We start from the raw sequence: 24,518 nt of genomic DNA on the forward strand, positions 1-24,518 counted from the left end.
CTCACCTGGGCGTCCGTGACCGCCACCTCGGGGACCTCCTTCTCGTCCCGGGCGGCTTACCGGCGCCTTCACTCAAGGTGGGGAGAAGTAATTGTCGCTGGTGGGGAGGAGTAATTGTCGCTGGGCACCCGCGCTTCTTGAAGGTCGTCTCCATCCCGCCTGGACGAATTGCTGCCGCACCGCTGGTCTCCGACACTCGTCAACTCGTCCTGAGCAGCCACCCGCGCTCGGCACTCGGAGACGTCGCTTGGGCCGGCGTGGCGACCACGCCGCGTGTTGGGGTGGTGTGCCCGCAGAATACCGGCCGTCGGTCGGTTACATTCCTCCCGCCACGTCGCTCGCCGGACGGTTACAGGACTGCAGCGTGCTCAGCCTCAGCCCTCTCTGCGCGGAGAACTCCTTCTGCGTCAGCCCGCTCGCCTCGAACGCCTCGGCGACCTGGAACCACTCCTGCTTCTCACCTGGCTTCGACATTCCGGCCAGGGTCCACCACGACGGCTACCCCGGCAATTCCTCCCGCCACGTCGCTCGCCGGACGGTTACCGGTTACCTGCGAATGACCCAGGGACGAGGAGGGCCCCACCAAGTTCCATCTCACCACGCTGCCGGCGGCCACGTCCCTCAGGCAGTTGGTGCGCCTCACCAAACTGCGCTGGCGCGTCGAGCGGGACTACCAGGAGATGAAGAGCGAAGTCGGCCTTGACCACTTCGAAGGGCGCACATGGCGTGGCTTCCACCACCACGCCACCCTCTGCGCCGTCGCCGATGGATTCCTCGCGCTCCGTCGGGCGCTTTCCCCCCCGGAGCCGAGTGCACTGGACGCTGCCGATGGTGCGTCGCGCGCTTCAGCCCCTCCGCTCCAGCAGATTGGCACCTGCCCGCTCTGCAACAGGGCCATCAGATCCAGAGCTCCGCCTGAGCTGCCCTCTCGGATGTGACCAAGTCGCATTAGAGCACGATGCCACGATGCAAGGAGAGACTGAATCGCGGCATCGTTGAGTCCATCGCTCGCAGGCGATTGGACTCAACGATGCCCCCGCGACTACGTCACAGCCATACCAGCATGGACTCAACAACGCTCTTCTGCTGCTACCACACTAGACGGCTGCCCCTCCCCGCCCTCTCCCAACAACATCCGCAGAACATCGAACTCGCGGGACACTGCGCGACCGAAACCAAACGTCAACAACACTCCACCCAGAACCACAGCCCCAATCGCACAGACAGTGACAACTCGATCCGACGAAGCTGTTGAAAAAGCGACACCGAACCCGACAGCCCCTAATAGAGCCAGCAGAAAAGATTGAGGCGGTGTCTTTGTGGTCAACCGAACTGTCCGTTGTGATAGCAATTCGACAACCGACTCGACTTCGCCCCATCGACGCGAAAACAAGATCCCCCCCCACAACGGTTTTCTCCTCACAACAACTCGTCCATTGCGTCTGGCCCCAAAGTACGGTCGGTCGGTACGAGCAGGTCCCGGAATGCTCCCAAGCCGGAACAAAGGAACCCACTCGACCAGTCGCTCGACTGCCGTTTCTGCATCTCGCCCAGTGCAAATCACGGCGGTCACACGCAAACCAAACCACCCTCGTTCCAACTCATCACTTAAAGATGGACCCATGTGTGTAGATCGGAACCGTGTTCATCTTATAGACACTGGCCCCATATCCCTTCCCGCTATTGCCCGCAATCACCAACGTCGTTGCGCTCGAACTGACTGACAGAGAAATGGAGACGGCTCCGATATCCAGATTGTAAGTATCGGAGACCCCTGCAAACTCCTGCATATTGTCGGCCGTGGTCACGACAACACCACCAAAAAAGCCTGCACTCAACCCAGCAACAATTGGGGCCCCTTGCTCCGGCGATCCGGAGACCGACGCAGCGTCTCCACCAACCGCATCCGTCGACATGACGCTTCCTACGGTCTTGGACATACCGTGCTCGCTGGCCTCTGCGCCGTCATCATCAAAAAACGCCATCAATTGCAGGGACCCTTGCGCTGCAGCCTGGACATTGAGCGTCTCATACAGAAATTCCAAAGCCCCTGCAAAGCCAGCACCAAATGATGCCCCCACCCCTACGTTACCAGTGGGATCCGTGAACATGATGGGGTTGTTGTACGCGTAGGCATAAATAGGAACACTGCGTCCCTGTGATGCTTGGTCCACGACCCACTGAGGCTCACGCATCATCAACTCGGACCCGAGGAACCGTCCGGTACTCGGCTCGTAGAAACGGTTGCGGTTCTCGAAGAGGTCAGTCTCTTCATCATGATACTGCCCTGGGTAGCGCAGCGGCGTCCACACGGGCGAGGCACCTACCTGAAACCGGCGATACTCCACTGCCCCCAGGGCCGCGTCCTGCATCGCCCCCGTCGTGGTCGCGGCCTGGAAACGCACCTGCATCTCTCCCGTCGAACTCGGCGTCACCCAGGGGGACAACGCGCCGACCCCAGTCACATTCGAGATGAGCGTCGACTGGCTGTTCACGCCGGTCAGGATCGTCCCACTCGTATCCGCCAAGAATACGCCGCTCCCTCCCTGCACATCCAGCATCGAGAAGCGTGCCCGAACCTGTGAAACCAGGGCCCCTGAACTCGGCACCCGCGCGGTGGCCATCAGTCCGTTCTGTCCGGCGCTCAGCACGGGAGCATCTGCGATGAGTGTCTTCCGGTTGACATGTCCGTACGGATCGTAATCCGCCACGCCCGTCACACGCCGATACGAGTCGAACGCGAGGACCGGCTTTCCCAGGTTATCTGCCACCAGAAAGTAGAGGCCACATGGAGCGGACTCACCGTTGCGCGGGCAGTCCCCCACGAAGTCCTCGATCCGCTGCCCCGCCCGGGTGACACGCACCTTGAAAAAGGCGATCGGTTTGTCTCCGAGCCAGATGTACTCGTCACGCACGGATTCGGCGGTGGTCGGGTCGAAGCTCGTGTGCCCCCAGTCATTGATCAGCTTCGTCCCATCGTAGAAGTACTCATCCTCCAGGATGTTCTCCCCCGTGCTCAACCAGTAACGCTTCAACCTCCGTCGTCCCTCGGCATCGTAGAAGTACTCGTAGCTGCGGCCGTCACTGTCCGTCACCTGGCGATAGACGGAACCTACGGCGGCATGTGCACCGTCAGTCGTCGCGTCCAGGGTCAAGGCGTGGAACGGAGACGAGATGCTGTCCGACGGGGACTTGTAGGTCGCGATCCGACTCACACGACCGTCCGCGTCGTAAGCGTATCGCTGCGTCAGCGGGAAGCGTGGGGTGCAGAGCGTGCCACCACACTGCGCCCCCTCGAGGATTCGCGCGGTCAGCAAATCCACACGGGAACCCCCGCTCAGATACTCTCCCTTGAACCGCCAGCCATCCTGCACGTCCAACGTCCGGTTTCCACGCAGGTCGTACTGATACGACCGACTCTCGAAGGAACCGCCCTTGTTCGCGGAGGAATTGGTGACCTTGTGCGCCTGCAGCAACTGCAGTCGCGCGTCATACCCGGGAGCACCTGTCACGGCATCCGCGTAGCGGACGGTGGCGGGAGGCACATCTCCCGTCTCCATCAAACACGTGTCCTCCTGGATGATCTGATCACCTTTCCACGTGTAGACACGCTTGAAGATGTCACCCAACGCTCCACTGGACTCCATCTTCGAAACAGTGAGCCCGAAGATACGCCCTGTCGTGTCCATCCCGCTCGTGAAGGTCGTGCTGTTGCAGCTCGTGAGCGGCTGATTCGCTCCAGTGCTGTGGAACTCCACGCGGGCCTTCTGCTCACCTGCCGGAGCCTTGGGAGCAACCAGCACATACGAGCGAAGCCCCCCGAACGGCTCCCATTGTACGTCCTCCACGATGCGCAGGAGCTGACTCCAGCTACTCCCATTGAACAGGACGACGTCGACCGAGGAGATCTTGTCCTCCAGTCCCGTTCCCCCCGAATGGTAGTTGTAGGAGAACAGGCGTCCACCTGGATGCATCTCATTCAGCAACCGGCCCGCGGAATCGTAGTAACGGGCCGACATCGGATTGGTCCAGAAAGACGAGTCGTAGCAGGGCTCGGAGCGAGGCGAGATATTCGGCCGGGCTCGGCTGCGGTAGATGGCAATGACATTCCCATTGGCGTCATACCGATACCAGTGGTCGCCGAACGAGTCGGTGAGCACCTGGACCCGTCCCATCGCCCCCGCCGGCTTGCTCGCCGCGTACCCCGGGCAGTTCCAGGGCGGCGTCACGGTCTGGTCGTAGAAGTACGAGAAGAGGGTCTCACGTGAAGTGGTGCCTCCTTCGACCTTGACCGCCTCCGCCTTCACGAGCCGATTCATGCGGTCGTAGGTGTTCTCCACCCACTGGGGAATCGAGGCAGCAGCCATGGCAGGTGTCTGCTTGCGGACGAGGTTGCCCGCGGCGTCGTATTCGTACTGGAACCGACCGCGCCTCGCGATTCCCGTCCCAGACTCCTCGGGCCCCGAACCCCATGGAGCTTCGACGAGGACGACGTTGCCGAAATCGTCATGTCGATACTCGAGCAAGGGCTGGGTGCACTGACTGCAGTCTCCCGTCGCCCCCGCGTCCCGAGGGCACCCCTGACGCACGCTCCGCAGGTTGCCCGCGACGTCATACGACATGCACATCTTCGCGGCGGCACCCGTCTGGCTTGAACCATCCACGGACTCGAGCAACCCCGACAAGCGATTGAGTCGGTCATAGGAGAAAGCCTTGCAGCGCGGGCTCAGGGGCTGGGGCTGCTGTCCGGCCACGAGGGTGTTGGGGTCGAAGCCGCCACAAAGTGGGTCGGGATCCGAGGCAGCGGGCTGGTAGGGCAAACCCAACCCCACCCGGTTCCCCTGGGCATCGAAGAGGCTCGTCTGCGTGTACCGCTGCTCCGACGAAGCCGACGGAGCGAAAGCTCCCCAGGCCTCGAAGGTCTGCCGGTCCAGCGGATCTCCCTCGTAGTAACGCGTCCGTCGGATGTTGTTTGCCGCATCCCGGAATGTCTCACTCCGCAGCTTGCCCAGGTGGTACGAGTAGTCCACGCGTTCGGTGTGCGTCGCTCCCGAAGGCAGCGTCGACTTCGCCTTCCACTGCAGCAAGGTGGTGAGCTGACCTCCTCGGCATCCCTGGCCAGGTGTCGTGTTCTTCCGGTAGCACAGCACCTCGTAGGGCAGCGCCGCGGGCTTCACATAATCACCATGCGTTGCGTTGTCGTCGTATCCGTATTCGGTGATCGACTGGAACTGAGGATCCCCTGCGGCCGCAACCTTCCTCGCCAGCTTCTCGCCCTCGTACTCGTACCGAGTGACGACACCGTTCGGGTCCGTCACCTGCAGCAGGCGGCCACGGGCGTCATACCGGTCGTAGGAGGTGACGACAGGCGTCGAGCCACAGCCGTCGGGGAAGACCGACTTGGACTTCAGGCGCCCCGCCCGGTCATCCACGTTCGACGCGTCCCAGTAGTCATAGACGGTGATGGGCACCGTCGGCCCCGCGGCACACTCCGTGGCCAACGAACCGGAGACCTCACACGGGCCCACCACGGCGCGGACCCTCCCCATGACATCATCGGCGGGCTGTCCCGCGCAGACATTCCGCGTCAGGTAGAAGGTCCCCACCGAGCGCGCTTCGATGGCCCAGCCCGTCGTCTGAGCCGAGTACTTGATTGTGTAGCCGGAACGCACCACACCCGTGAGGCGATTGGTGACAGGGTCGTACTGGCGCCGAGTCACCACCCGGTTGTTGACATCCTCCTCGATGAACGTGGACGAGGAGGAGCTCGTCTCGACCAGCTGCTCGTAGGCGCGCTCGCTCGCGGGCCGTCCCGCGCCGCCATAGAGGTAGGAATAGTCCTGGGTCAGAAGCGCGGAGCCTCCGTCCGCGGCCTGCGCTCCCTCGTAGACCCGCCGGAGCTCGGCGGCGGGCAGGAACGGCTTGGTCCTGAGGCTCGTGTCCGCCGGCAGTTCCTGTGCATAGACGGTATACGCGCCATTCGGATGGCGGACCCTGGATGCCGCCTCCACCGTGCGGGTGGACAGGATCTCCAGCCCCTGGAGGACCCATCCCGAGTTGACCGCATCTGCGCCCACCGCGAGACACGGGCTACCGCTGCACTGGGCAGACGTCGAAACCCCGGTGACCACGGGTCCCTGATCTCCAACGGGGTCATACCCGGAGAGGGTCACGGTGAAACGGCTCTCGACCTTGCTCGCCAACTGGCCACTGCCATCACCACGGGTCCGCCCCGCCGTCCTGAAGAACTGGTCCTGTTGCCTGCAAGCCCCTGTTTCCGCGGAGAACACACCAGGAGCGCATCCATTGGCCTCTGCCTCCACCACATAGCGGTCCCGCGCGGACAGGTTCCCTTGTCCGTCGGAATCCTCGACCACGATGCCACGCTGACCCAGCACCTGACGGACGATCTGGACACCGTCCTTCTTGACGCTCCAGACCCCCGCGTCGTTCGCGTACTGGTAGCTGTATTCCAACTTGGTCCCCGTCACCGGCCCCCCGCTCTGGTCGGGCCACTCGGCGCCCGCCAGTCGTCCGGCGACGACGCGGGTGCCCCCGTCCCCGTCGGCGACCTGCTCGTATTGATACGTCACGGTCGACGGCTCCACGGTGCCATCCCTTCGCACCAGGTCGACCGAGCTCAGCACACACTCGTGGCTCTTGTGCACCTGGTCCGGCGTTCGCGAAGGAAGGCGTTGATACCTGAAGACGATCCTCGCCCCGTTGGACGCGACAGCCGACCTGAGGAGCTGGGACGTCGCGCCCAGCGTCTGGGAAATCTCCCCGGGCGTACCCTGGGCACACTCAGAGGGGACCTCGTAGAAGAGTCGCGCGATGCGCCGATGACATGAGCCCGCGAAATCCGAGCCAGCGTCCTCGAAGTAGTCAGGAGGACAGGTCGCCTCGTCGTACTGGCGAGGCTCGATATACCTGAGGAGCCAGACGTTGTTCGGTCCCGGAATCTCGTTGGGGTCCTGCAGGAGGTAGACGTAGCGCCCTTCAGGAGCATGGACGACCAGGGCCCCGCCCAGAGACTGGAGACGGATGTCCTGCTCGGAGCCGTTCGAGGCGAAGCAGTTCGTCTGCGGAGCCGAAGGCTCGCAGAAGTCGAAGGTCTTCACCGCCCCCGCAGGACCTCCGTACACATCCCAGAAGAAGGACGTCGGACAGTCCTCACCCACCGGGCAGGGGAGTTTCTGTTCCTCCCTCTGGACGACGAAGCTATGGAGGTTGTGCACCCAGGTCATGCGCGGCTTCGGCTGAGAACCGAAGCCCTCCACGAACCCAAAGGGCGCGGGTCTGCCTCCCGGGATTCCATATTTGGTCAGCGAGCTGACCGCCCCCGTGGACATGTGGCTCAAAGAGAGGGTCCCAACCGCTCCCTTCAGCGAGATATCCGTGTGGGTGTACTTGGGGTGAAGCGAGCCGAGCGCCACGGGGCTCTCCTCGGCGGCGCCATGCGAGCCCGGCCCCCCCAGCGGCGGTTGGGGATTGAGGATGGCATCATTCACCTTCTGAGCCACCTCGTCGTCAGGCAGGGTCCCCGGGTCATCGACCGCGACGGCGACCACAGCCAGCAGAAACCCGCCCAGGAAGGTCGCGACCTTCCATGGGCGCTCTCGAAGCGCCTTCCATCTTTGGGACTTCATCATCATCATGACCCTCACCCAATGAAATACCTTCGCACCCGCCGATTCGGGCACGCGCATCCCCACGCGCGAAGACAAGGCTTTCCCACGCGGGCAATACCCACCTTGTTCACGGAACCGCTTCGAGGAACGGCCCTGAGGCCTGCATCACTGCGCGGGAGCAGACTCCCTGGGAGGCATACACACCGCCTCCTTCGCACCAGGTACAACGCTCACGCAGCGCCACCCCTCCAGACAATCCGTCTCGGCCTGGCATCGAGCGCTGCACACGTATCCACTCCCCCGTGCAGCCTGTGCATGGATGCACATCCCACTCACACACTCTGCCCCGCCATGCGCACGACAGTCCTCACCCACCTGCTTCACGGCGGGTTTGGTCGTGAGCGCCGGACGCCACTCCCGCACTACGGGACTCGGATCGACGACAGGTGAGGCTCCCTGGGTCTCGGAGTCCTGCAACGGCTCACACCCCGAAAGCCCCCACGCCACCAGGAATCCCCAGATGGATATGCACCCTCGCCAAGCCTGTGCTCGAACGAGACTCTCCCCACTTCGGCCCCTCCGAAGCATCAATCGTCCTCCAAATCTTCGCTTGCATGGCACGCGGCGGCTCGAGGCCCGCGCGCGGCCAATCATGAACACTTTACATTTCGAGACTGACATCGTCGACAGGGAAAGAACATGACTCGAGAGACCAAGAAGTCATGAGCCAACCATGGGCGAAATATGTCTTGCCTTCCTGATGGCAGATGAGGCGCAGTGACCAGGACGCCCCTCCCGAGGATGCATCCACACAAAGGAATGCAACTCACGGAATCTTCGCAATTCTTCTCTGCCGTCGACTCCTTCAGCGAGATTCGACAAGCAGTGCGGCACCAATGGCACCGGAGAGTTCTCCCAACGCCGCCACGCAGACGGGAGGCTGACGTTCAGGGATGAAGATGTGGGGGTGCATGGCGTGAAACAATCGCTCCGCGTATTTGGGGCCGAGGCGCGTCCCCAGGCCGCCTCCCAGGATGACCGCGTCGACGTCTGTCAGGTTGATGGCCGATGCAAGCCCCACGCCCATCATCCGCAGCGCCCGGTCGATGAGATGGGTCGCCAGCGCATCGCCCTCCTCGAGCGCCTTCATCCAGACGCTGCTCGTCAGACGGGAGCGATCCTTCTTCTTCATCCACCCGAAGAGTTTCGTTTTTTCACCGTCATTCGCAGCCTTGCGCGCCTCGCGCTCCATGTTGGCACGCCCGGCATAGGCCTCCAGGCAGCCTCGGCGACCACAGCCGCACTGCGCGCCGTCCGGTTTCACGACCATGTGCCCGACCTCTCCAGCGGCCCCCCGTCCAAGCCATGGGACACCGTCTAGAATCAAGCCGCCCCCCACCCCGGTGCCCCACCACACACCCAGCACGGAGCGATAGGGTCGCCCCGCGCCCAGGCGGAACTCCGCGGCCACCGCGACCTGCACGTCGTTCCCGAGCACCACACGACTGTGCGCCAGGGCCGACAGGTCTCTCGCCAAGGGATAGGGCTCCGTCCATCCGCGCCCCACGTTGCTCACCCTGGCCAGGGTTCCCGCCTTCATGTCGACCGAGCCGGGAGCTCCCACTCCTACCCCGACGAGCCGGTGCGCGGACAGCCCCGCCGACCCCATGGCCTCAACCAGGGCGGCGTGCATCTCTCGCACCACTTCCTCGGGTTTCCCGTCCGCAGGGGTTGGATGCCGCGAGTGGCCGAGAGGCCGGCCCTCTGCGTCGGCGACGACGGCCTCGATCTTCGTTCCCCCCAGGTCGATCCCCCCCCAGGCCTTCGCATGAGGGCGGGCCCTCGACTTCCGAATCTCCTCGGTGTGTCCCGAACGGACCCCTGCCATGTCGAGCCTCCGGCGCAAGCACGGTCATCCTCTTCCGGGAAGATGCGCAGCCGTGGGCCAGACTCATCCGCTCCCCATCGGGCGGACATGCGCCCAGTCCCCTGCATGCGTCTTAGGGGACAGGGGACGAGAGGTGGCTGACGACCTCGAAACGCCCACGAGGCCGAAGCCTCCAACGGGACTCCCCTGCTAGCGCCCCCTCACCTGGTTAACCGCGAACAACACGGCCATCCTGGGAAGGAAGCCCAGCATGTACCTCCAGCGCGGCAGGCGCCGGTGGAATGGCAATCCCCGCCAGTACAGATCCAGCGCCAGGTCCCATCGTTGGTGGGACACCAGCCAGTGGGAAACGTGTCGCGCGTTGTAGAGCAGCATGTCCAGCCGCTCGCCGCGCCGGGCCTCGCCTCCAGGATACCGCCCCAACCGCTCCTGCATCAGTTGGTACGAGATGCCCTGATGCCCCGCCTCCAACATCGTGGACTCGGACCCTCCGTGCTTCCGATAGCCCACGACAACAGGCGCACGAACCCAAGCGAAGCCCGGCTCCGTTCCCAGCCGGAACAAGAGGTCGTGGTCCTCCGAGAGCACCCGCAACGGAGTGAAGCCTTCCACCCGTCTCAGGGCCTCCGCCCTCACGGCCAATACACACGCGGTCCGTGGCGTGCGGTCCGCGGCGCTTGCCAAGTAGTCGTGGAAACGCACCACTCGCACCGGCTCACGCGTGACACTGGACAACGTCGTTTCGTCGTGGAACGACTCCGCCGTCCCCATCACCACCGTGGGCTGTCCCAGCTCACGCAGCACCTGCCGGTACACCGCGAGCGTCCACGGGAACCACAGGTCGTCGCTGTCCAGGAACACGACGTACTCGCCCCGGGCGGCCTCGATGCCCAGGTTGCGCGCGGCGCCGGGGCCGGCGTTGCGCTGCCGCAGCACGCGGACTCGGTCGCCCATCCGGGCCAGCATCTCCAGCGTGTCGTCCGTGGAGCCGTCGTCCACGACGAGGACCTCGTAGTCCTTCTCCTCCTGCGCGAACACCGACGCCAGCGTCCGCTCCAGCAGGCGGGCCCGATTGTAGGTGGGGATGACGACGGAGAAGAAGGGCATGGGCGGAGGACTCACACCCGCGCCCGCAGCCCCATCTCGGAGATGCGCAGGAAGGTGGAAAGCTGGCGTCTGTATTCAACCGGCGCCATCCGCCCGCGCAGCAGCGTCTGCGTCAACACCAGCGCGTTGTAGGGCAACGTCCCCACCAGGATGGCCCGCATCGCCCACTCGTGCAGCGGCCCATGGTGCTTGCGGAAGTAGGCCACGCGCGTGCGCCACAGCTCGATGCGCACCTTGTCCGGACCGGAGACCGAGGGCCGGAACGAGCGGCTCGACAGGTGGGTGATCACCGCCTCGGGACAGAAGGCCACCTCCCAGCCCGCCTCCCACGCCCGGACACACCAATCCGTGTCCTCCGTGTTGCCCAGCGGCGAGAGCTGCTCGTCGAGCAACCCCACCTCCGCCAGCGTCTCCTCGCGCACGACGATGCACGCGCCCAGGACCCAACGCACCCGGGCCTCCTCGTGCCCGTACTGCGCCGGGTCGATCTCCATCCGCTTCAGGAAGTGCAGCGGCCTGGGCAGGAACACCAGGTCGAAGAGCTGCCCCGGCAGCGACATGTCCCGGAAGGTGCAGTTCTGGATGGTGCCGTCCGCGTTCAACAGCCGCGCGCCCGCCATGCCCACGCGCGGGTTCTCGTCCATGAAGCGGACCAGCGAGTCGAACGCGTCTTCGTGGACGATGGTGTCGTCGTTGAAGATGCAGATGTAGCGCCCCTTCGCCTGACGCAACACCTGGTTGTGATTCGCGGAGAAGCCCTTGCGCTCGGTGTTGAAGAGCCAGCGCACCTGGGGGAAGTCGCGCCGCATCGCCTCCACGCCGCGACCGTCCGTGGCGTTGTCGACGATCCAGACCTCGAAGCTCACCTCGCGCGTCGTCGCGTACAACGTGCGCAGACAGTCGTGCAGCAGCTCCGGGTTGCTGTGGTTGACGATGGAGATGACCAGGTCGGGCTTCGTCATCGGCTGCCTCTCACGACGCCGGGCTCAGCGGGGCCGCGGCACGCGCGGCCCTCCGCTCCCGCACGAACGTCAGGATGTCGCGAAGCTCGCCCAGGAGCGAGCGCAATCCGGGAATCCACTCCCGCCCCAGCACCAGCACCAGGAACAGCGCCCCGCCCGCCCCCCAGCGCAGCCACACATTCGTGGGGCCCCACAGCCACACGACCCCCCATGCCACGCCCAACAACCCGAACACGGAGAGCAGCGGCTCCACCACCCGGAACACCAGCCCCCGCAGCGCCGGGTTGAGCCGGGACACGAGCCACGCCGTCACCCACACCTCCACCAACGCGAGCCCCAACCCCACCGGGCCGATGCCCTCCAGGCCGAAGCGGTGCAGCACCCACGTCCCCAGACCCCACTTCGCCGCCCCCACGCCCACCACGACGACCAACCGCTCCCAGGGACGGCCGCCCGCGTTCTGCGCCGTGGCCAGCAGCCCCGTCAACGTGACGACGAGGCACTCCAGACAGAACCACTGCACCAGTTGCACCGCGGGCGCCCACCGCGCGCCGAAGAAGAGCGGCACCAGCACCGGCATGCCGAGGACCGCCAGCGGAATGGACGCGAGCAGCCCGGCGGACAACCGCCGCAGGGAGGTGCTCAGGTACGCCGCGAACCCGACCGGGTCCTCCTGCAACCGGCAGTAGGCGGGGAAGGCCACGCGGTTGAGGACCGCGCTGAGAATCATCGACGTGGAGGCCAGCGCCCAGGCCCAGTTCACCAGCCCCACCGCCTCCTTGCCGAGCACGGCCCCCACCATCAGCGGCACCCACCCCGCCACCAGCGCCGCCACCAGCGGAGGCAGTTGGAACGCCAGCCCGAAGCCCACCAGGCGGCGGAGCACGTCCAGCCTGAACGCGCCCACGGGACGCCAGGGCGACGCCCACCCGATGCACACGAGCCCCACGACCCCACGGACCACGGAGCCCAGCACCAGCGCCCACGCCCCGAACCCCACGGCCGCCAGGCCGATGGTGCAGGCCACCTGTGCCACGTTCTCCACCAGCTCCGCGCGGGCGATGGCGGAGAACGCGAGCGCGCGCTCCAGGGCCATCAGCGGAATCACGCGCAGCGAGGACAGGAACAGCCCGAGCGCCATGACCCACACCATGGGCACCGCCCCCGAGCCCAGGGCGTAGCCCTCCGTGAGCCGGGGCGCGAGCGCGCAGACCCCCGCGACGATGACGGCGGTGAGCGCCTGGTGGCACCAGAAGATGGTGAAGGTCTCGTCCCGCGTGGGCTCGTGGGGCTGCCGCACCAGCGCCGCGCTCAGCCCCAGGTCCCCCAGGAACACGCCCAGCGAGGCCGCGTACGCGACGATGCCGAAGAGGCCGTAGTCCGACGGGAACAACAGGCGGGAGAGCGCCAGCGCGCTCACCACGCGCAGCCCCTGCGAGGCGAGGGTCCGCGCGACCAGGACGACCATGCCCCTGAAGGCCCGGGACTTCACCTCGCCAGTGCTCACTTCGGGTGCCGAGGTCGCGTTCATCACCAGGGGCGGCCCGACTCCGGGCCTTCACACACAGGCCGGCCCTCAGCGGACGGCGCCCCTCGCGAGGAAGCGATGAGCGACCGGAATGCTACCGGGGCCCCCTCACCCCGACAAGCAACGTGGAGGTGCGCGTTCGTCACCCGACCCTGGCCCGGAAGGGTCCGCTCGGCCGCCCGGCGGGTCGGCGTGAGTGGGCCGTTGCCACCCGGGAAGCGCCAGCGCTACGGTCCCCCGCGATGCCCGCGAGCCAGTCCCTCTTCCGATTTCTCAAGCGCGAGGTGCTCGTCGGCGAGCACGAGGTCTTCCACCGTACCCTGCGGGAGGAGCTGGAAGGCACCTGCGAGAGCGTGCTCGACGTCGGCTGTGGTGCGAACTCGCCGCTGGGCCGCATCGGGCACCGGATTCCGCACACGGTGGGCGTGGATGGCTACCCCGTGAGCATCGAGCGCAGCCGCGTGGCGCGGCTCCATCACGAGTACCACTGCATGGAGCTGATGGACATCGGCGAGCGCTTCGGCCCGAAGAGCTTCGACGCCGTCATCGCCCTCGACGTCATCGAGCACTTCGAGAAGCCGGAGGGCTATCGGCTCATGGAGATGATGGAGTCGCTGGCGCGCAAGCGCGTCGTCATCTTCACGCCCAATGGCTTCCTCCCCCAGGACGTCTGGGACAACAACGTCCACCAACTGCACCGCTCGGGCTGGGAGGTCTACGACTTCGAGCTGCGCGGTTACCGCGTCGCCGGGATGAGCGGCTGGAGGCCCCTGCGCGGAGACTTCGCGCTGCCGACCGTGCGTCCCTCCCGGCTGGGCAGCCGCCTCTCCATCCTCACCGAGCCCTTCGCGACCCGCTTCCCCCAGCACGCCTTCCAGCTCCTCGCCGTTCGCGACATGGAAGCGTCCTGAGCAGTGGCCGCCACCGACGAAGGGCAAGGCTCGACCGTGGTCCGCTGGCACCTGCTCACCGGTGAGTACCCGCCGCATCCCGGCGGCGTCAGCGACTACACCGCGCTCGTCGCACGGGAGCTGGCTCGACGAGGACAGCAGGTCCATGTCTGGGCTCCTGGCGACGCCGCCGGAACCCTCGAAGAGGACGGCGTCACCGTCCATCGATTCCCCGGACTCTTCACGCCCCTGGGCCTGGCCCGTCTGACGCGGGAGCTGGAGCGCGTCCCCGGGCCTCGCCGCTTGCTGCTCCAGTACGTGCCCCACGCCTTCGGCATGAAGGCGATGAACGTTCCGCTGTGCGCCTGGTTCGCCTCGCGGCGCCAGGACGAACGCTGGGTGTTCTTCCACGAAATCGTCTACCCCTGGAGCCTCTCCTCGCCTCCACGCCACCAGGTGCTCGCGGGCATCACCCGGGTGATGGCGCGGCTGGTGTCGGGCGCGGCGGATCGCCTCTTCGTCTCCATCCCCGCGTGGCGGGAGCACCTGCCTCCTCGCTCCCGTGCGCTCGCGGAGTGGTGCCCCATCCCCAGCAACCTCCCGACGGAGGTGTCCCCCTCGAAGCTCGAGGAGACCCTCGCCTCGCTCGGTGAAGGCCCCTGGCTGGGACACTTCGGAACGCACGGGCCGCACATCACCCGCCCCCTGGAGAAGGTCCTTCCCCCTTTGTTGCGCGTGGACCGCCAGCGCAAGGCCTTGCTGCTCGGACGCGGGAGCCGGCAGTTCGTGGCGGAGTTGGCGGAGCGATATCCGGACATCGCCTCCCGACTCCACGCCCGTGACGACCTCGCCGCCGAGGACGTCGCGGCGCACCTGTCGGCCATGGCCCTGCTGCTCCAACCGTACCCGGACGGCGTCAGCACCCGTCGCACCAGCGTCATGGCGGGGCTCGCGCTCGGCCGCCCCATCATCACCCACACGGGCCACCTCACCGAGCCACTCTGGGCGGAGTCCGGAGCCGTCATCCTGGTGAAACATGGAGCGCCGGACGCGGTCATCGCGGCCGCCGAGCGAATCCTCGGCCACCCGGAGGAGAGCCTCGCGCTGGGAACACGCGCCGAGCGGCTCTACCAGGAACGTTTCGCGCTGGAACACACCATCGAGACGCTGCTGCGCCCCTCCGCGTAGGACTCCGAGGAGCCCTTCGAGATGACGCCCGCCCACCTCCGCCTCGCCGTACTGCTGGACCCGCGAGAAGAGGGCTGGCCCAGCATGGACCTCGTGGGAGAGGCGCTCCTGGAGGGCCTGTCCACGCACGGACCGGACGTCACCGTCCTCCCGCTGCGCCCGCGCATCCCCGAGCTCGTGCGTGGGTTGCCTCGCATCGGCCCACGCAACGCCGCGTTCAACGCGGACCGCATGCTGACGCGCTTCGGCGCCTATCCTCTCCAGGCGCTGCGGGCACGGCCTCGGGCGGACGCCTTCCACGTGGTCGACCACACCTACGCCCAGCTCGTCCATGCCTTGCCGGCCTCGCGCACGGGCGTCTACTGCCACGACCTGGACGCCTTCCGCTCCGTGGTCGAGCCCCACCGCGAGCCGCGCCCCACCTGGTTCCGGATGATGGCCCGTCTCCAGCTCCGTGGACTGCAACGCGCGGCCCTCGTCTTCCACAGCACCCAGGCCGTTCGCGAGGAGCTGCTCGCGCATGGGCTGGTGGAGCCACACCGCCTCGTCTGGGCGCCGTATGGAACGTCCCCCGAATACCGGATGGAGCCCGTCCCGGGGGACCGGAGCGCCGAAGTGCTCGCGCCCCTGGAAGGACGGCCCTTCCTCCTGCACGTGGGCAGCGCGGCGCGCCGCAAGCGATTGGACGTGCTCTTCCAGGTCTTCGCGGAGCTGCGCGCACGCCATCCGGAGCTGCGGCTGGTCCAGCAGGGCGCGAGCCTGACGCCCGAGCAACAGGAGCAGGTGAAGCGGCTCGGGATTCGCGAGGCGTTGCTTCAACCGGGCCGACAGGAGCGGGCCACGCTCGCGGGCCTCTACCGCCGCGCGCGCGTCGTGCTCCTCCCGAGTGAAGCCGAGGGCTTTGGCTTGCCCCTCATCGAGGCCCTCGCCTGCGGCGCTCCCGTGGTGGCCAGCGACCTGCCCGTGCTCCGTGAAGTCGGTGACGACGCGTGCGTCTACAGCCCCGTGGCGGACATCTCCGCGTGGACCTGGACCGTGGATGCGCTCCTGGCCCACCGTGAATCAGGACCGCCGCTCAGCGCTCGACTGGCTCGCGCGGCCCGCTTCACCTGGAGCGCCCACACCCGGACCCTCCTCGACGCCTATCGCCAGCTCGTGGCTCGAGCGTGAGACAGCCTCACAGCAGCGTCACGTGATGCTCGGTGAGTTCGCCGGCCAGGATGGTGATGATGCTGCGGTGCAAGGCGTTGTCCGCACCGCCCCGCACCTCGATGCGATGCGTCCCTTCCGGCAGCGTGAACAAGTGGCTCTTGCCGTGACTCCTGCCGTCGACGAGCACCTCCTCGAGGACGCCGTCCACCATGAGCACCAGCGTGCCCATCCCCTGCCCCACTCCTTCTTCGGAGGCGTTGTCGGGAACGGACTCCGCGGCGACAGGCACCGCCTGTCGCGAGGGCATCTCCTTGCGCCGTGAGGACCACAGACAGCCCCCACCCGCGAACAGCGCCGCCAGGAACACCCCACCGACGGCCAGGGTCATCCTGCGCGCACGGGACCTCCCGAGGGTCGCGTGGTCGAGGGCCGTCGCGTCCATGAGGGCCGTGGGCACCTCGATGACGTGGGTGGCGATATCGGAGTCGGAGTTCCGCCGAGGAGGTGGCGACGCCTTCACGCGACGCTGGCGCCGCTCGGCTCGACCGGGCTTCGGCTGAGCGGGAACACGGACCTCGGCCTTGGGACCGGTGAGCTGGGTGACGGTGCCGGTGAGCCCCGTCAGGATGAGCTTCAGCTCGCGGCGCACGGCCTCGGCGGACGCCGGACGCGCCGAGGGCTCCTTCTCGAGCAACCGCAACACCAACAACTCCAGCGCCCGGTTGATCGACACGTACGTGGAAGGCGGTGGCGCGGGCTTGCGCACGTGCTGCACCACGATGGCCAGCGGCGTCTCGCCCTCGAATGGCAGCCGCCGCGTCAGCATCTCGAAGGCGATGACCCCCACCGCGTAGAGGTCCGTCTGCGGGCTGACCTGCTGACCACACGCCTGCTCCGGCGCGACGTACTCGGGAGTGCCCACCATCGTGCTGGCGTGGGTCTGCGGCGTGCTGCCATACGGCGCCTCGCTGCGCTTCGCGATGCCGAAGTCGAGCACCTTCACGGACTCGGTGCCGTCGCTCTCGCGCACCATGAAGACGTTGCCGGGCTTGAGGTCGCGGTGGATGACCCCCACCGAGTGGGCCGCCGCCAACGCGCTCAGCAACGCGTCCAGGAGGGTGATGACCTCCGGCTCTCGCAGCGGTGCTCGCTGCTGGATGACCTCGTCCAGCGGCGCACCGTCGAGGTACTCCATCACCAGGTACTGACCGATGTCGGGGATGGTGCCGAAGCCGAAGATGTCGATGATGCCCCGATGCCGGATGGACGCCGCCGCGCGCGCCTCGGCCGCGAGGTCTCGCGTGCGAGCCCCCTCCGCGAAGTCCGGGCGGAGGATCTTGATGGCGACCTTGCGGCCGATGACCGCGTGCTCACCCTCGTAGACGATGCCCATGCCGCCGCTCCCGATGCGGCGCTTGAGGACGTAGTCCCCCAACTGCTTGCCCACGAGCAGGTCGTTGGTGACGGACTCCTCCCACCGGAGCATCCGCGCCATGAAGGCCGCGGGAACCCCTTCCACCAACGGACGCACCGCGGCCTGGGTCGCCTCGTCGTCTCGCCGAGTGGCGTCGTCGTCCTGTCGGTCCGCGCCATCGTCCCGCTTGAGGGTGATGTCGCGCTCGTCACCGCGATACGACGCGGCCTGCGCCACGCCGGGCCGGAAGACCTCGCGCGGACACACCGTGACACCTTCCCGGTGCTCCACTCCACAGCGAGGACACTTCCGCGAGGCGCTCATCGTCGGCGCGTATCATCACCCGGCTCGACCAGCGGACGCCATCACCACCGATGTGCCCTTGCTCCGCCAACGAGACGTCACGTGGTGTGTCCAAGCCCCTCGCACACCCAGAAGATTCCTCGTTTCGCTCACCTCACTCGACTTCTTCCGGAGGTGGAATCCGTCGGAGGCAGCGGCGAATCTGCCTCCTGCTTCCGTCCGGACTGGATTGACGGGGTAGCGGGGGTCTGCTTCGGTCCAGCCCCGTGCGCATCCTCTTCCTCAATCCAGTGGGTGTTCTCGGAGGCGCCGAACGCGCCCTGCTGGATTCGATGGCCTGGCTGCGTCAGCACGCACCCGAAGCCTCCCTCCACCTCCTCGCGGGGAGCGCAGGGCCGTTGTTGGACGAAGCGCGTGCGCTCGACGTGGAGGCGCGTCTGCTGCCCCTGCCCGAGCGGCTGTCCGTCCTCGGCGACAGCGCGCTCCGGGGGCGCGGCGTCCAGGAGGCGTGGAAGTTCGCGCGCGGCATGGCGCCCACGTCCGCGTTGCTCACACGTTATGGGCTCGCGCTGCGACGTGAAGCGGCGGCCCTGCGGCCCGACCTGCTGCACTCCAACGGAATCAAGACCCACCTGCTGAGTCCCTTCACCGTGGGCCTCCCCTTGAAGCGCGTCTGGCACATCCACGACTTCCTGGGTGAGCGCCCCCTGGTCCGCCGCGCGCTCTCCGCGATGGCTCCGCTGGCCTCCATGGCCATCGCCAACTCACACGCGGTCGGTGCGGATGCCCGCACGGTGCTGGGCCGGGTTCCCGTCCAGGTGGTCCCCAACGGCGTGGACGTGGAGCGCTTCTCTCCCGCCCCCGTGGATGGCGCCCGGCTGGACGTGCTGGCGGGACTGCCTCCCGCGCCGGCAGGCACCCCGCGCGTGGGGCTGGTGGCCACGTATGCACGCTGGAAGGGCCACGACGTCTTCCTCGCCGCCGCCGCCGAGCTGACACGCCTCGCGCCTGGGCTGCCCGCGCGGTTCTACCTGGTGGGCGCGCCGCTGTATCAGACCGCCGGTTCCCAGTTCAGCGAGACGGAGCTGAGACAGCTCATCTCGCAGCGGGGGCTGGAGGGGCGCGTGGGGCTGGTTCCCTTCCAAGCGCAGCCCGCGGACATCTACCGCGCGCTGGATGTCTTCGTTCATGCGAGCACTCGGAGGGAGCCTTTCGGTCTCACCATCGCGGAGGCGCTTGCCTGCGGGCGCCCGTCCATCATCTCTCGCGCGAGTGGCGCCGCCGAGTCCCTCACGGATGGCGTGGACGCGCTGGCCATTCCGCCCGGGGACGCGCGAGCGCTCGCGATGGCGATGCACTCGTTGCTCACGGACGCCTCGCTGCGTGAACGACTCGGCACCTCCGCGCGACGGACCGCGGTCGAGCAATTCTCCCGGGAGCGCTATGCCCGGGAGATTCTCGCCATCTACCGCTCGCTGCTGGATTGAGGGGCGTCGCCCATCCAGGTCGCACGGCCCCGCCTTGACCCGTCCGGGCGAGTCTGTTTCGGTCACGCGGATATCGAGGGACCTCCGTGAAGCGGACTCGCCGGCTCATCAGCGTCTCGCACTCCTATGTCGTCGCGCTCAACCGCCGACTGGCCAACGAGATGGCCCGCGTGGGGCGGGACGCGTGGGAGGTCACCGCCGTCGCGCCGCGCGCCTTCCATGGGGACCTGAGTCCACTCGTCCTCCAACGTGAGCCGGACGAGGCCGCGCGCGTCGAGGACATCCGCGCGTTCTTCAGTCGCTCCCTGCACCTGTTCCTCTTCGGCCCGGAGCTGCGGGCGCACCTCGCGCGGGGCGTGGACCTCGTGCATTCCTGGGAGGAGCCCTACGTATTGGCGGGCATGGAGGTCGCGCTGCTCACGCCACGTCGGGTGCCCCTGGTCTTCTCCACCGCGCAGAACCTCTCCAAGCGCTACCCGCCGCCCTTCGCCCAGACGGAGCGCTTCGTCGTCGACCGCGCCTCGGGGTGGATGGCCTGGGGAGAGACGGTGCGCGAGAACCTGCTCCAGCGACCGGGCTATGCCTCCCGCCCTTCCCGCGCCATCCCCATGGGCGTGGCCCTGGAGGCATTCCAGCCCGACCGGGCCCAGGGCGAGGACTTCCTCCGCGAGTTGGGGTGGTCCCCGTCGGGCCCGCCCGTCGTCGGATATCTGGGCCGCTTCGTCCCCGAGAAGGGCGTGCCCCTGCTCATGGCGGCCCTGGACGCACTCGAGACGCCGTGGCGCGCCCTCTTCGTGGGAGGCGGGCCTCTCGAGGAGGGGTTGCGCGGCTGGGCCACGAGACACGGTGACCGGGTCCGCGTCGTCACGGGCGTCCCGCACGCGGGCGTTCCCCGCGCGCTCAACGCCATGGATGTGCTGTGCGCGCCCAGCCAGACGACGCCTCAATGGAAGGAACAGTTCGGGCGCATGCTCGTCGAGGCCTTCGCCTGCGGCGTCCCGGTGCTCGGCAGTGACTCCGGGGAGGTGCCGCACACCCTCGGCGACGCGGGCATCGTGCTCCCGGAGTCCAAGCCCGAAGCGTGGACCGAGGCCCTGGCCACGCTGCTGGAGAGCCCGGCACGATGCCAGGAGCTGGCTGAACGCGGACGCGAGCGCGCCGCCTCCCGCTTCGCCTGGCCCGTGGTGGCCCGTGCCCACCTGGACTTCTTCACCCAGGTCCTGGAGCAACGCTGAGCGCGCTCACCCCAGGCGTTCCATCGTCTCCACGATGCGCGCGGACATGGCGTCCCACGACTGGCCTCGCAGCGACTCCGACAATGCGGCCACGTGAGGAGCCCAGACCGGCGCGTTCGTCTTCCAGGACTCCAACGCGCGGATGAGTGCGTCGACATCGTCTGGGTCATCGAGCAGCAACGCGCGCAGTGCTTCGGGGTAGCGCTCCGCCACGCCCGCCGAGCGACTCACCAGGGCAGGCAGCCCGGCGCACAGGGCCTCGTGGACGCCCAGCCCATAGGCCTCGTAGCGGGTCGGCGCCACCAGGAGGTCCGCCGCGGACAGCAGCGCCGGCACGTCTCGTCGGAAGCCGAGGAACTCGATGCGCTCGGACAGCCCCTTCGCCCGAGCCTCTGCTTCCCACGCCTCGCGCTGCGCGCCCACGCCCACGACCTTGAGGTCCACACCCCAGTCCGCGTGGACATTCAGCCGGGCCCAGGCCTGGAACAGCGTGTCGAATCCCTTGCGACGGTCTCCCAGCGCGCCGATGAACAGCGCCACGCGCCGCTCCTCGGGCCAGCCCAGCGCAATCCGCGCGGCGGCGCGTGCCTCCGAGGAGACGGGATGGAAGCGCTCGGCGTCACTGCCGTAGTAGACGACGTGGACCCGCGCCTCGGGTACGCCCGTGGCGGTGACCAGGTCCGCGCGCGTCCGCTCCGAGTTGGCGATGATGACGTTCGCTCGCCACAGGGCCCTGCGCTCGTCGTTCAGATAGAGGCGACGGCTCGCGTGTCCCTTGAGCTGTCGCAGCACGCCGCCCACGGGCTCGGAGGCGTAGGCGCCGTGGACATAGTGGACCCAGTTGGCGCCGGGGACGACGCAGTTGCCGCCGTTGGCCAGCACGCGCCCACCCTCCGCGCGGGTGCGCAGCGCCCAGGCCCTGCCCGCCGCGGCCAGCAACGGCTCGCCGAGCATGTACGCGTTCGCCGGCTTGGGGACCTCGATGAAGCGCACGTTGGGGAAAGCGCGCAGCTCCTCCGAGATGCGGTGAGCCACCAGTCGCACCGGTCCGCCCTGCTTCGCCAGCCAGAGCGCCAGCGCCAGGTTGGCCCGGTCCATGCCACCGGTGGCAACGAAGTCACCGGAGATGAGCGTGTAGGGTCTTCGCATGCGTCCAGGCGCCAAAGAGCGCCGCGTTGAGCAACCAGAACTCCATGCCCACCTGGCTCATGAAGAACGGATAGCTGAAGGTCAGCGCGAGCGCGCCCAGGTTGTACGCGAAGATGACGCTCCCCCACAGCCAGAACTCGTCGTCCGCGGCTTCTCGCTGCCGTGCGATGCGGAAGACCCACGCCATCGCCGCCAACAGGCCCAGCGGATAGAGCACGAGGACCAGCACGCCGCCGTCATAGACCCACGCGGTCCATTGGATCTCCGCCCACAGCCCGGGATACTCGGGGTCGGAGTTGTCGCCAAAGTAGGCGTTGGCCATGCCGTAGCGGCCCAGACCGGCGCCCAGCGGATACTCCGGCAACAAGTGCTCGAACGTGCCCTCGAGGAAGTGGCCCCGGTTGCGCTGGTAGACGTCCTCCGGCTTCGCCTCGATGAGGCTGTTCCAGCGCGCGAGCACCGCGTCGCCGCCGACCGTGACGGCCCAACCGAAGGCGAAGACTCCCGCCACGCCCACCACAACCAGCAGCTTCGCCAGCCGCACCAGACGCCCGGTCAACGTGAGCATGAAGGCCAGGGCCCCCAGACAGATGACCAGCATCAACGCAATCGACCGGACCTGACAGAGGTAGAGGCTGAGCAACCCCACCAGGATGCCGCCCGCGCTCAATCCCCGAGCCAGTCCCTTCCTGGAGGACAACAGGAAGCCGCTGCCCAGGAGCACCGAGTAGAACGCCCCAGTCGCAGCGCCGCCCGGCATGTCCGTAAGCCCCATGGGGCGCAGGACGCGCGCGCCACTGGCTGTCTCGAACTCGAGACTGCGAACATACGAATCGCCCTGGGATTGGATGGCCGACGAGAGGTTCGGCTGGAAGCGCCCCGGGAAGTACACCTGGAGCACTCCGACGCTCGCGCTCGCCACGTTGAAGAAGAAGAGCAACGCCAGCGTGAGGCGGAACGTCTTCGCGTCGATGGACAGCCGCGTCACCCAGAGCAGGGGCGCGGCGATGGCCAGTTGGATTCCCAACTGCGCCGCGCCCGCGAAGGGGCTGACCGTGCCGGGATTCAAGAACCCCAGCAGCGTGAACCCCAGTGAGCCGAGCACGAACGGGAGCGCTGGATGCTTGAGCCCCCGTCCCGGCACCATCACCAGCAACAGGAGGCTCATGCCGAACGCCAGGATGCGCACCACCACGCGCAGCGCGGACATGGCCTCCACCAGCAACACGAGCTGGCAGGCGATGAGCAGGCAGACGAACCACGGCACCCACCGGCTCGTCGACCAGAACCCCGCGCGCACCCCAGGGGGCGCGGGAGCCGCTGCCGCGACCGCCCCCGGCACCACCTCCAACGGCGCTCCAGGTGCGCGGCGCACGTACCGCCGCCCCAGAACACCAGGCCCCTGGAGACCAGGCCGGGCCCGCTGAGGCTGCGCCATGGGACGCGGCGCCTTCATCCCTGCCCGCTCCCAGGACGCGCGTCGCGCAGGTCCTCTTCGAAGCCTCGCAGGAACACGGAGGGCTCGCACAGGAGCGCCGCTCTCGCGGGCCCCGCCGCGCCCAGTCGCCCCCGAGCCTCCGCGTCGGCCACCAACCGCAGCAGCGCCACCGACAACGCCCCCGCCTCCGGCGGAACGAGCACGCCACACGTCGCGTCGACGATCTCCAGCGGCCCGCCCTGGGCCGTGGTCACCACGGGCAGGCCCGCCTGGAGCGCCTCGACGAAGGCGAGGCCGAAGGGCTCCGGTGACGTGTTGGGCTGGCAGTGCACATCCGCCGCGCGCAGCAGCGTGGGGACATCCGAACGTTGTCCCAGGAACCTCACGCGCCCCTCGAGCCCCAGGGCCCGGACCTGCGCGTGCAGCCCCTCCACGTAGCGCTGCTCCTCCTCGCGCTGGGCGCCGCCCACCACCCACAACCGCCAGCCCCGCGCCTCACGCATGCGAGCCAGGGCCTCCAACAGGAGGCGATGCCCCTTCCACGCCTCCATGCGGCTGACACAGACGATGACGACATTCCCCTCGCCCGCGCCCAGCTCCGCGCGGATGGCGGCGCGAGCCTGGGCCGGCAACGGCGCCACGGGGGCGGGCACCAGGGGATGTCGGACCCGGAACGTCGCCCGCGGATAGACATTGCGCAGGGAGTCCGCGGTGAAGCGGCTGTTGGCCAGCACCAGGTCTGGCGGCGTGGCGCGAGCCCAACGCTCCAGCCAGTGCCGCCCGGTCAGCGCGTCATGCTGATAGAAGACCAGCGGCACACCCGCCGCTCGCACCACCGCGCCGAAGAGCGCCTGCGGCCACGCCGCGTGGCACACCACCGCGGAGTACGCCCCTGCCCCCAGCACCACGTCCAGGGCCTTCCGGGCGGACCACACCGTCCACGGCCGCCCGACGCGCGCCGCGCCCAACGGATGTACCGCCGCGCCCGCCTCCCGAAGCTCCTCCGACAGCCGTCCCTCGAAGCACAGCGCGAACTCGTGCACCGTGCCCGTAGCGTGCCGGGCCGACTCGCGCGCCAGCGTCACCAGGAAGGACTCGATGCCCCCGTAGAGATTGCCGCTGTAGACATGGAGCACACGCATGGTC

Annotated in this window: 15 protein-coding genes and 1 pseudogene; 6 read left to right on the forward strand and 10 right to left on the reverse strand. The window is 67.6% G+C overall.

The window, feature by feature from the left end; all coding sequences use genetic code 11:
• Nucleotides 1-315 precede the first annotated feature (315 nt).
• Nucleotides 316-474, reverse strand: a complete 159-nt coding sequence (gene tnpA, locus LZ198_RS29745) for an IS66 family insertion sequence element accessory protein TnpA (RefSeq protein WP_253975561.1) — start codon at nucleotides 472-474, stop codon at nucleotides 316-318.
• A gap of 173 nt (nucleotides 475-647) precedes the next feature.
• On the opposite strand from tnpA, the pseudogene LZ198_RS29750 reads away from it, so the two are divergent.
• Nucleotides 648-938, forward strand: a pseudogene (locus tag LZ198_RS29750) (IS701 family transposase); the annotation flags it as partial.
• A 666-nt stretch (nucleotides 939-1,604) separates the two neighbouring features.
• On the opposite strand, the gene LZ198_RS29755 reads toward LZ198_RS29750, so the two are convergent.
• The 5 genes from LZ198_RS29755 to LZ198_RS29775 all read right to left on the reverse strand — a co-directional run bounded on the left by LZ198_RS29755 (nucleotide 1,605) and on the right by LZ198_RS29775 (nucleotide 13,119).
• The gene (locus tag LZ198_RS29755; protein WP_253975483.1) at nucleotides 1,605-7,658 is read right to left on the reverse strand and encodes an RHS repeat-associated core domain-containing protein; all 6,054 of its coding nucleotides are present in this window, start codon (nucleotides 7,656-7,658) and stop codon (nucleotides 1,605-1,607) included.
• 838 nt (nucleotides 7,659-8,496) lie between these two features.
• A complete protein-coding gene (locus tag LZ198_RS29760) occupies nucleotides 8,497-9,519 on the reverse strand; it encodes an ROK family protein (RefSeq protein ID WP_253975484.1) in 1,023 nt (340 codons plus the stop codon).
• 189 nt (nucleotides 9,520-9,708) lie between these two features.
• On the reverse strand, nucleotides 9,709-10,626 hold the full coding sequence (locus LZ198_RS29765) for a glycosyltransferase family 2 protein (RefSeq protein WP_253975485.1): 918 nt from the start codon (nucleotides 10,624-10,626) through the stop codon (nucleotides 9,709-9,711).
• An 11-nt stretch (nucleotides 10,627-10,637) separates the two neighbouring features.
• The gene (locus LZ198_RS29770; protein ID WP_253975486.1) at nucleotides 10,638-11,588 is read right to left on the reverse strand and encodes a glycosyltransferase family 2 protein; all 951 of its coding nucleotides are present in this window, start codon (nucleotides 11,586-11,588) and stop codon (nucleotides 10,638-10,640) included.
• A gap of 10 nt (nucleotides 11,589-11,598) precedes the next feature.
• The gene (locus LZ198_RS29775; RefSeq protein WP_253975557.1) at nucleotides 11,599-13,119 is read right to left on the reverse strand and encodes an oligosaccharide flippase family protein; all 1,521 of its coding nucleotides are present in this window, start codon (nucleotides 13,117-13,119) and stop codon (nucleotides 11,599-11,601) included.
• Nucleotides 13,120-13,358: 239 nt separating this feature from the next.
• Between LZ198_RS29775 and LZ198_RS29780 the strand changes: the two genes are divergently transcribed.
• From LZ198_RS29780 to LZ198_RS29790, 3 genes are read left to right on the forward strand one after another with little or no spacing between them, the layout of a single operon-like run.
• Nucleotides 13,359-14,027 carry a class I SAM-dependent methyltransferase gene (locus LZ198_RS29780; RefSeq protein ID WP_253975487.1) on the forward strand — a complete coding sequence of 223 codons (669 nt, stop codon included), beginning with the start codon at nucleotides 13,359-13,361 and terminating at the stop codon, nucleotides 14,025-14,027.
• 36 nt (nucleotides 14,028-14,063) lie between these two features.
• Nucleotides 14,064-15,194, forward strand: coding sequence for a glycosyltransferase family 4 protein (locus LZ198_RS29785; RefSeq protein WP_253975488.1), 1,131 nt, complete (start codon nucleotides 14,064-14,066; stop codon nucleotides 15,192-15,194).
• A gap of 21 nt (nucleotides 15,195-15,215) precedes the next feature.
• Nucleotides 15,216-16,364 (forward strand): glycosyltransferase family 4 protein, encoded by a 1,149-nt coding sequence (locus LZ198_RS29790; RefSeq protein ID WP_253975489.1) that lies wholly within the window; start codon nucleotides 15,216-15,218, stop codon nucleotides 16,362-16,364.
• Between the two features lie 7 nt (nucleotides 16,365-16,371).
• On the opposite strand, the gene LZ198_RS29795 is transcribed toward LZ198_RS29790, so the two are convergent.
• A complete protein-coding gene (locus LZ198_RS29795) occupies nucleotides 16,372-18,084 on the reverse strand; it encodes a serine/threonine-protein kinase (RefSeq protein WP_253975490.1) in 1,713 nt (570 codons plus the stop codon).
• A gap of 245 nt (nucleotides 18,085-18,329) precedes the next feature.
• Between LZ198_RS29795 and LZ198_RS29800 the strand changes: the two genes are divergently transcribed.
• Complete coding sequence (locus LZ198_RS29800) at nucleotides 18,330-19,550, forward strand: glycosyltransferase family 4 protein (RefSeq protein ID WP_253975491.1); 1,221 nt, start codon at nucleotides 18,330-18,332, stop codon at nucleotides 19,548-19,550.
• Between the two features lie 86 nt (nucleotides 19,551-19,636).
• Nucleotides 19,637-20,785 (forward strand): glycosyltransferase family 4 protein, encoded by a 1,149-nt coding sequence (locus tag LZ198_RS29805; protein ID WP_253975492.1) that lies wholly within the window; start codon nucleotides 19,637-19,639, stop codon nucleotides 20,783-20,785.
• Between the two features lie 6 nt (nucleotides 20,786-20,791).
• On the opposite strand, the gene LZ198_RS29810 is transcribed toward LZ198_RS29805, so the two are convergent.
• From LZ198_RS29810 to LZ198_RS29820, 3 genes are read right to left on the reverse strand one after another with little or no spacing between them, the layout of a single operon-like run.
• Complete coding sequence (locus LZ198_RS29810) at nucleotides 20,792-21,934, reverse strand: glycosyltransferase (protein ID WP_253975493.1); 1,143 nt, start codon at nucleotides 21,932-21,934, stop codon at nucleotides 20,792-20,794.
• Nucleotides 21,903-23,372 carry a hypothetical protein gene (locus tag LZ198_RS29815; RefSeq protein WP_253975494.1) on the reverse strand — a complete coding sequence of 490 codons (1,470 nt, stop codon included), beginning with the start codon at nucleotides 23,370-23,372 and terminating at the stop codon, nucleotides 21,903-21,905. Before LZ198_RS29815 ends, LZ198_RS29810 begins: the two co-directional genes overlap by 32 nt.
• A 14-nt stretch (nucleotides 23,373-23,386) precedes the next feature.
• The gene (locus LZ198_RS29820; RefSeq protein ID WP_253975495.1) at nucleotides 23,387-24,514 is read right to left on the reverse strand and encodes a glycosyltransferase; all 1,128 of its coding nucleotides are present in this window, start codon (nucleotides 24,512-24,514) and stop codon (nucleotides 23,387-23,389) included.
• Between the last annotated feature and the right edge of the window lie 4 nt (nucleotides 24,515-24,518).

This window comes from Myxococcus dinghuensis (genome assembly GCF_024198235.1).
In the GTDB taxonomy this organism is placed as follows: domain Bacteria; phylum Myxococcota; class Myxococcia; order Myxococcales; family Myxococcaceae; genus Myxococcus; species Myxococcus dinghuensis.

Bases quoted from the DNA above. Each gene is read 5' to 3' on its own strand.
- LZ198_RS29815 (WP_253975494.1), bottom strand. From the start codon at position 23,372: ATGGCGCAGCCTCAGCGGGCCCGGCCTGGTCTCCAGGGGCCTGGTGTT.
- LZ198_RS29780 (WP_253975487.1), top strand. From the start codon at position 13,359: ATGCCCGCGAGCCAGTCCCTCTTCCGATTTCTCAAGCGCGAGGTGCTC.
- LZ198_RS29775 (WP_253975557.1), bottom strand. From the start codon at position 13,119: ATGAACGCGACCTCGGCACCCGAAGTGAGCACTGGCGAGGTGAAGTCC.
- LZ198_RS29810 (WP_253975493.1), bottom strand. From the start codon at position 21,934: ATGCGAAGACCCTACACGCTCATCTCCGGTGACTTCGTTGCCACCGGT.
- LZ198_RS29795 (WP_253975490.1), bottom strand. From the start codon at position 18,084: ATGAGCGCCTCGCGGAAGTGTCCTCGCTGTGGAGTGGAGCACCGGGAA.
- LZ198_RS29790 (WP_253975489.1), top strand. From the start codon at position 15,216: ATGACGCCCGCCCACCTCCGCCTCGCCGTACTGCTGGACCCGCGAGAA.
- tnpA (WP_253975561.1), bottom strand. From the start codon at position 474: ATGTCGAAGCCAGGTGAGAAGCAGGAGTGGTTCCAGGTCGCCGAGGCG.
- LZ198_RS29820 (WP_253975495.1), bottom strand. From the start codon at position 24,514: ATGCGTGTGCTCCATGTCTACAGCGGCAATCTCTACGGGGGCATCGAG.
- LZ198_RS29755 (WP_253975483.1), bottom strand. From the start codon at position 7,658: ATGATGATGATGAAGTCCCAAAGATGGAAGGCGCTTCGAGAGCGCCCA.
- LZ198_RS29770 (WP_253975486.1), bottom strand. From the start codon at position 11,588: ATGACGAAGCCCGACCTGGTCATCTCCATCGTCAACCACAGCAACCCG.
- LZ198_RS29760 (WP_253975484.1), bottom strand. From the start codon at position 9,519: ATGGCAGGGGTCCGTTCGGGACACACCGAGGAGATTCGGAAGTCGAGG.
- LZ198_RS29765 (WP_253975485.1), bottom strand. From the start codon at position 10,626: ATGCCCTTCTTCTCCGTCGTCATCCCCACCTACAATCGGGCCCGCCTG.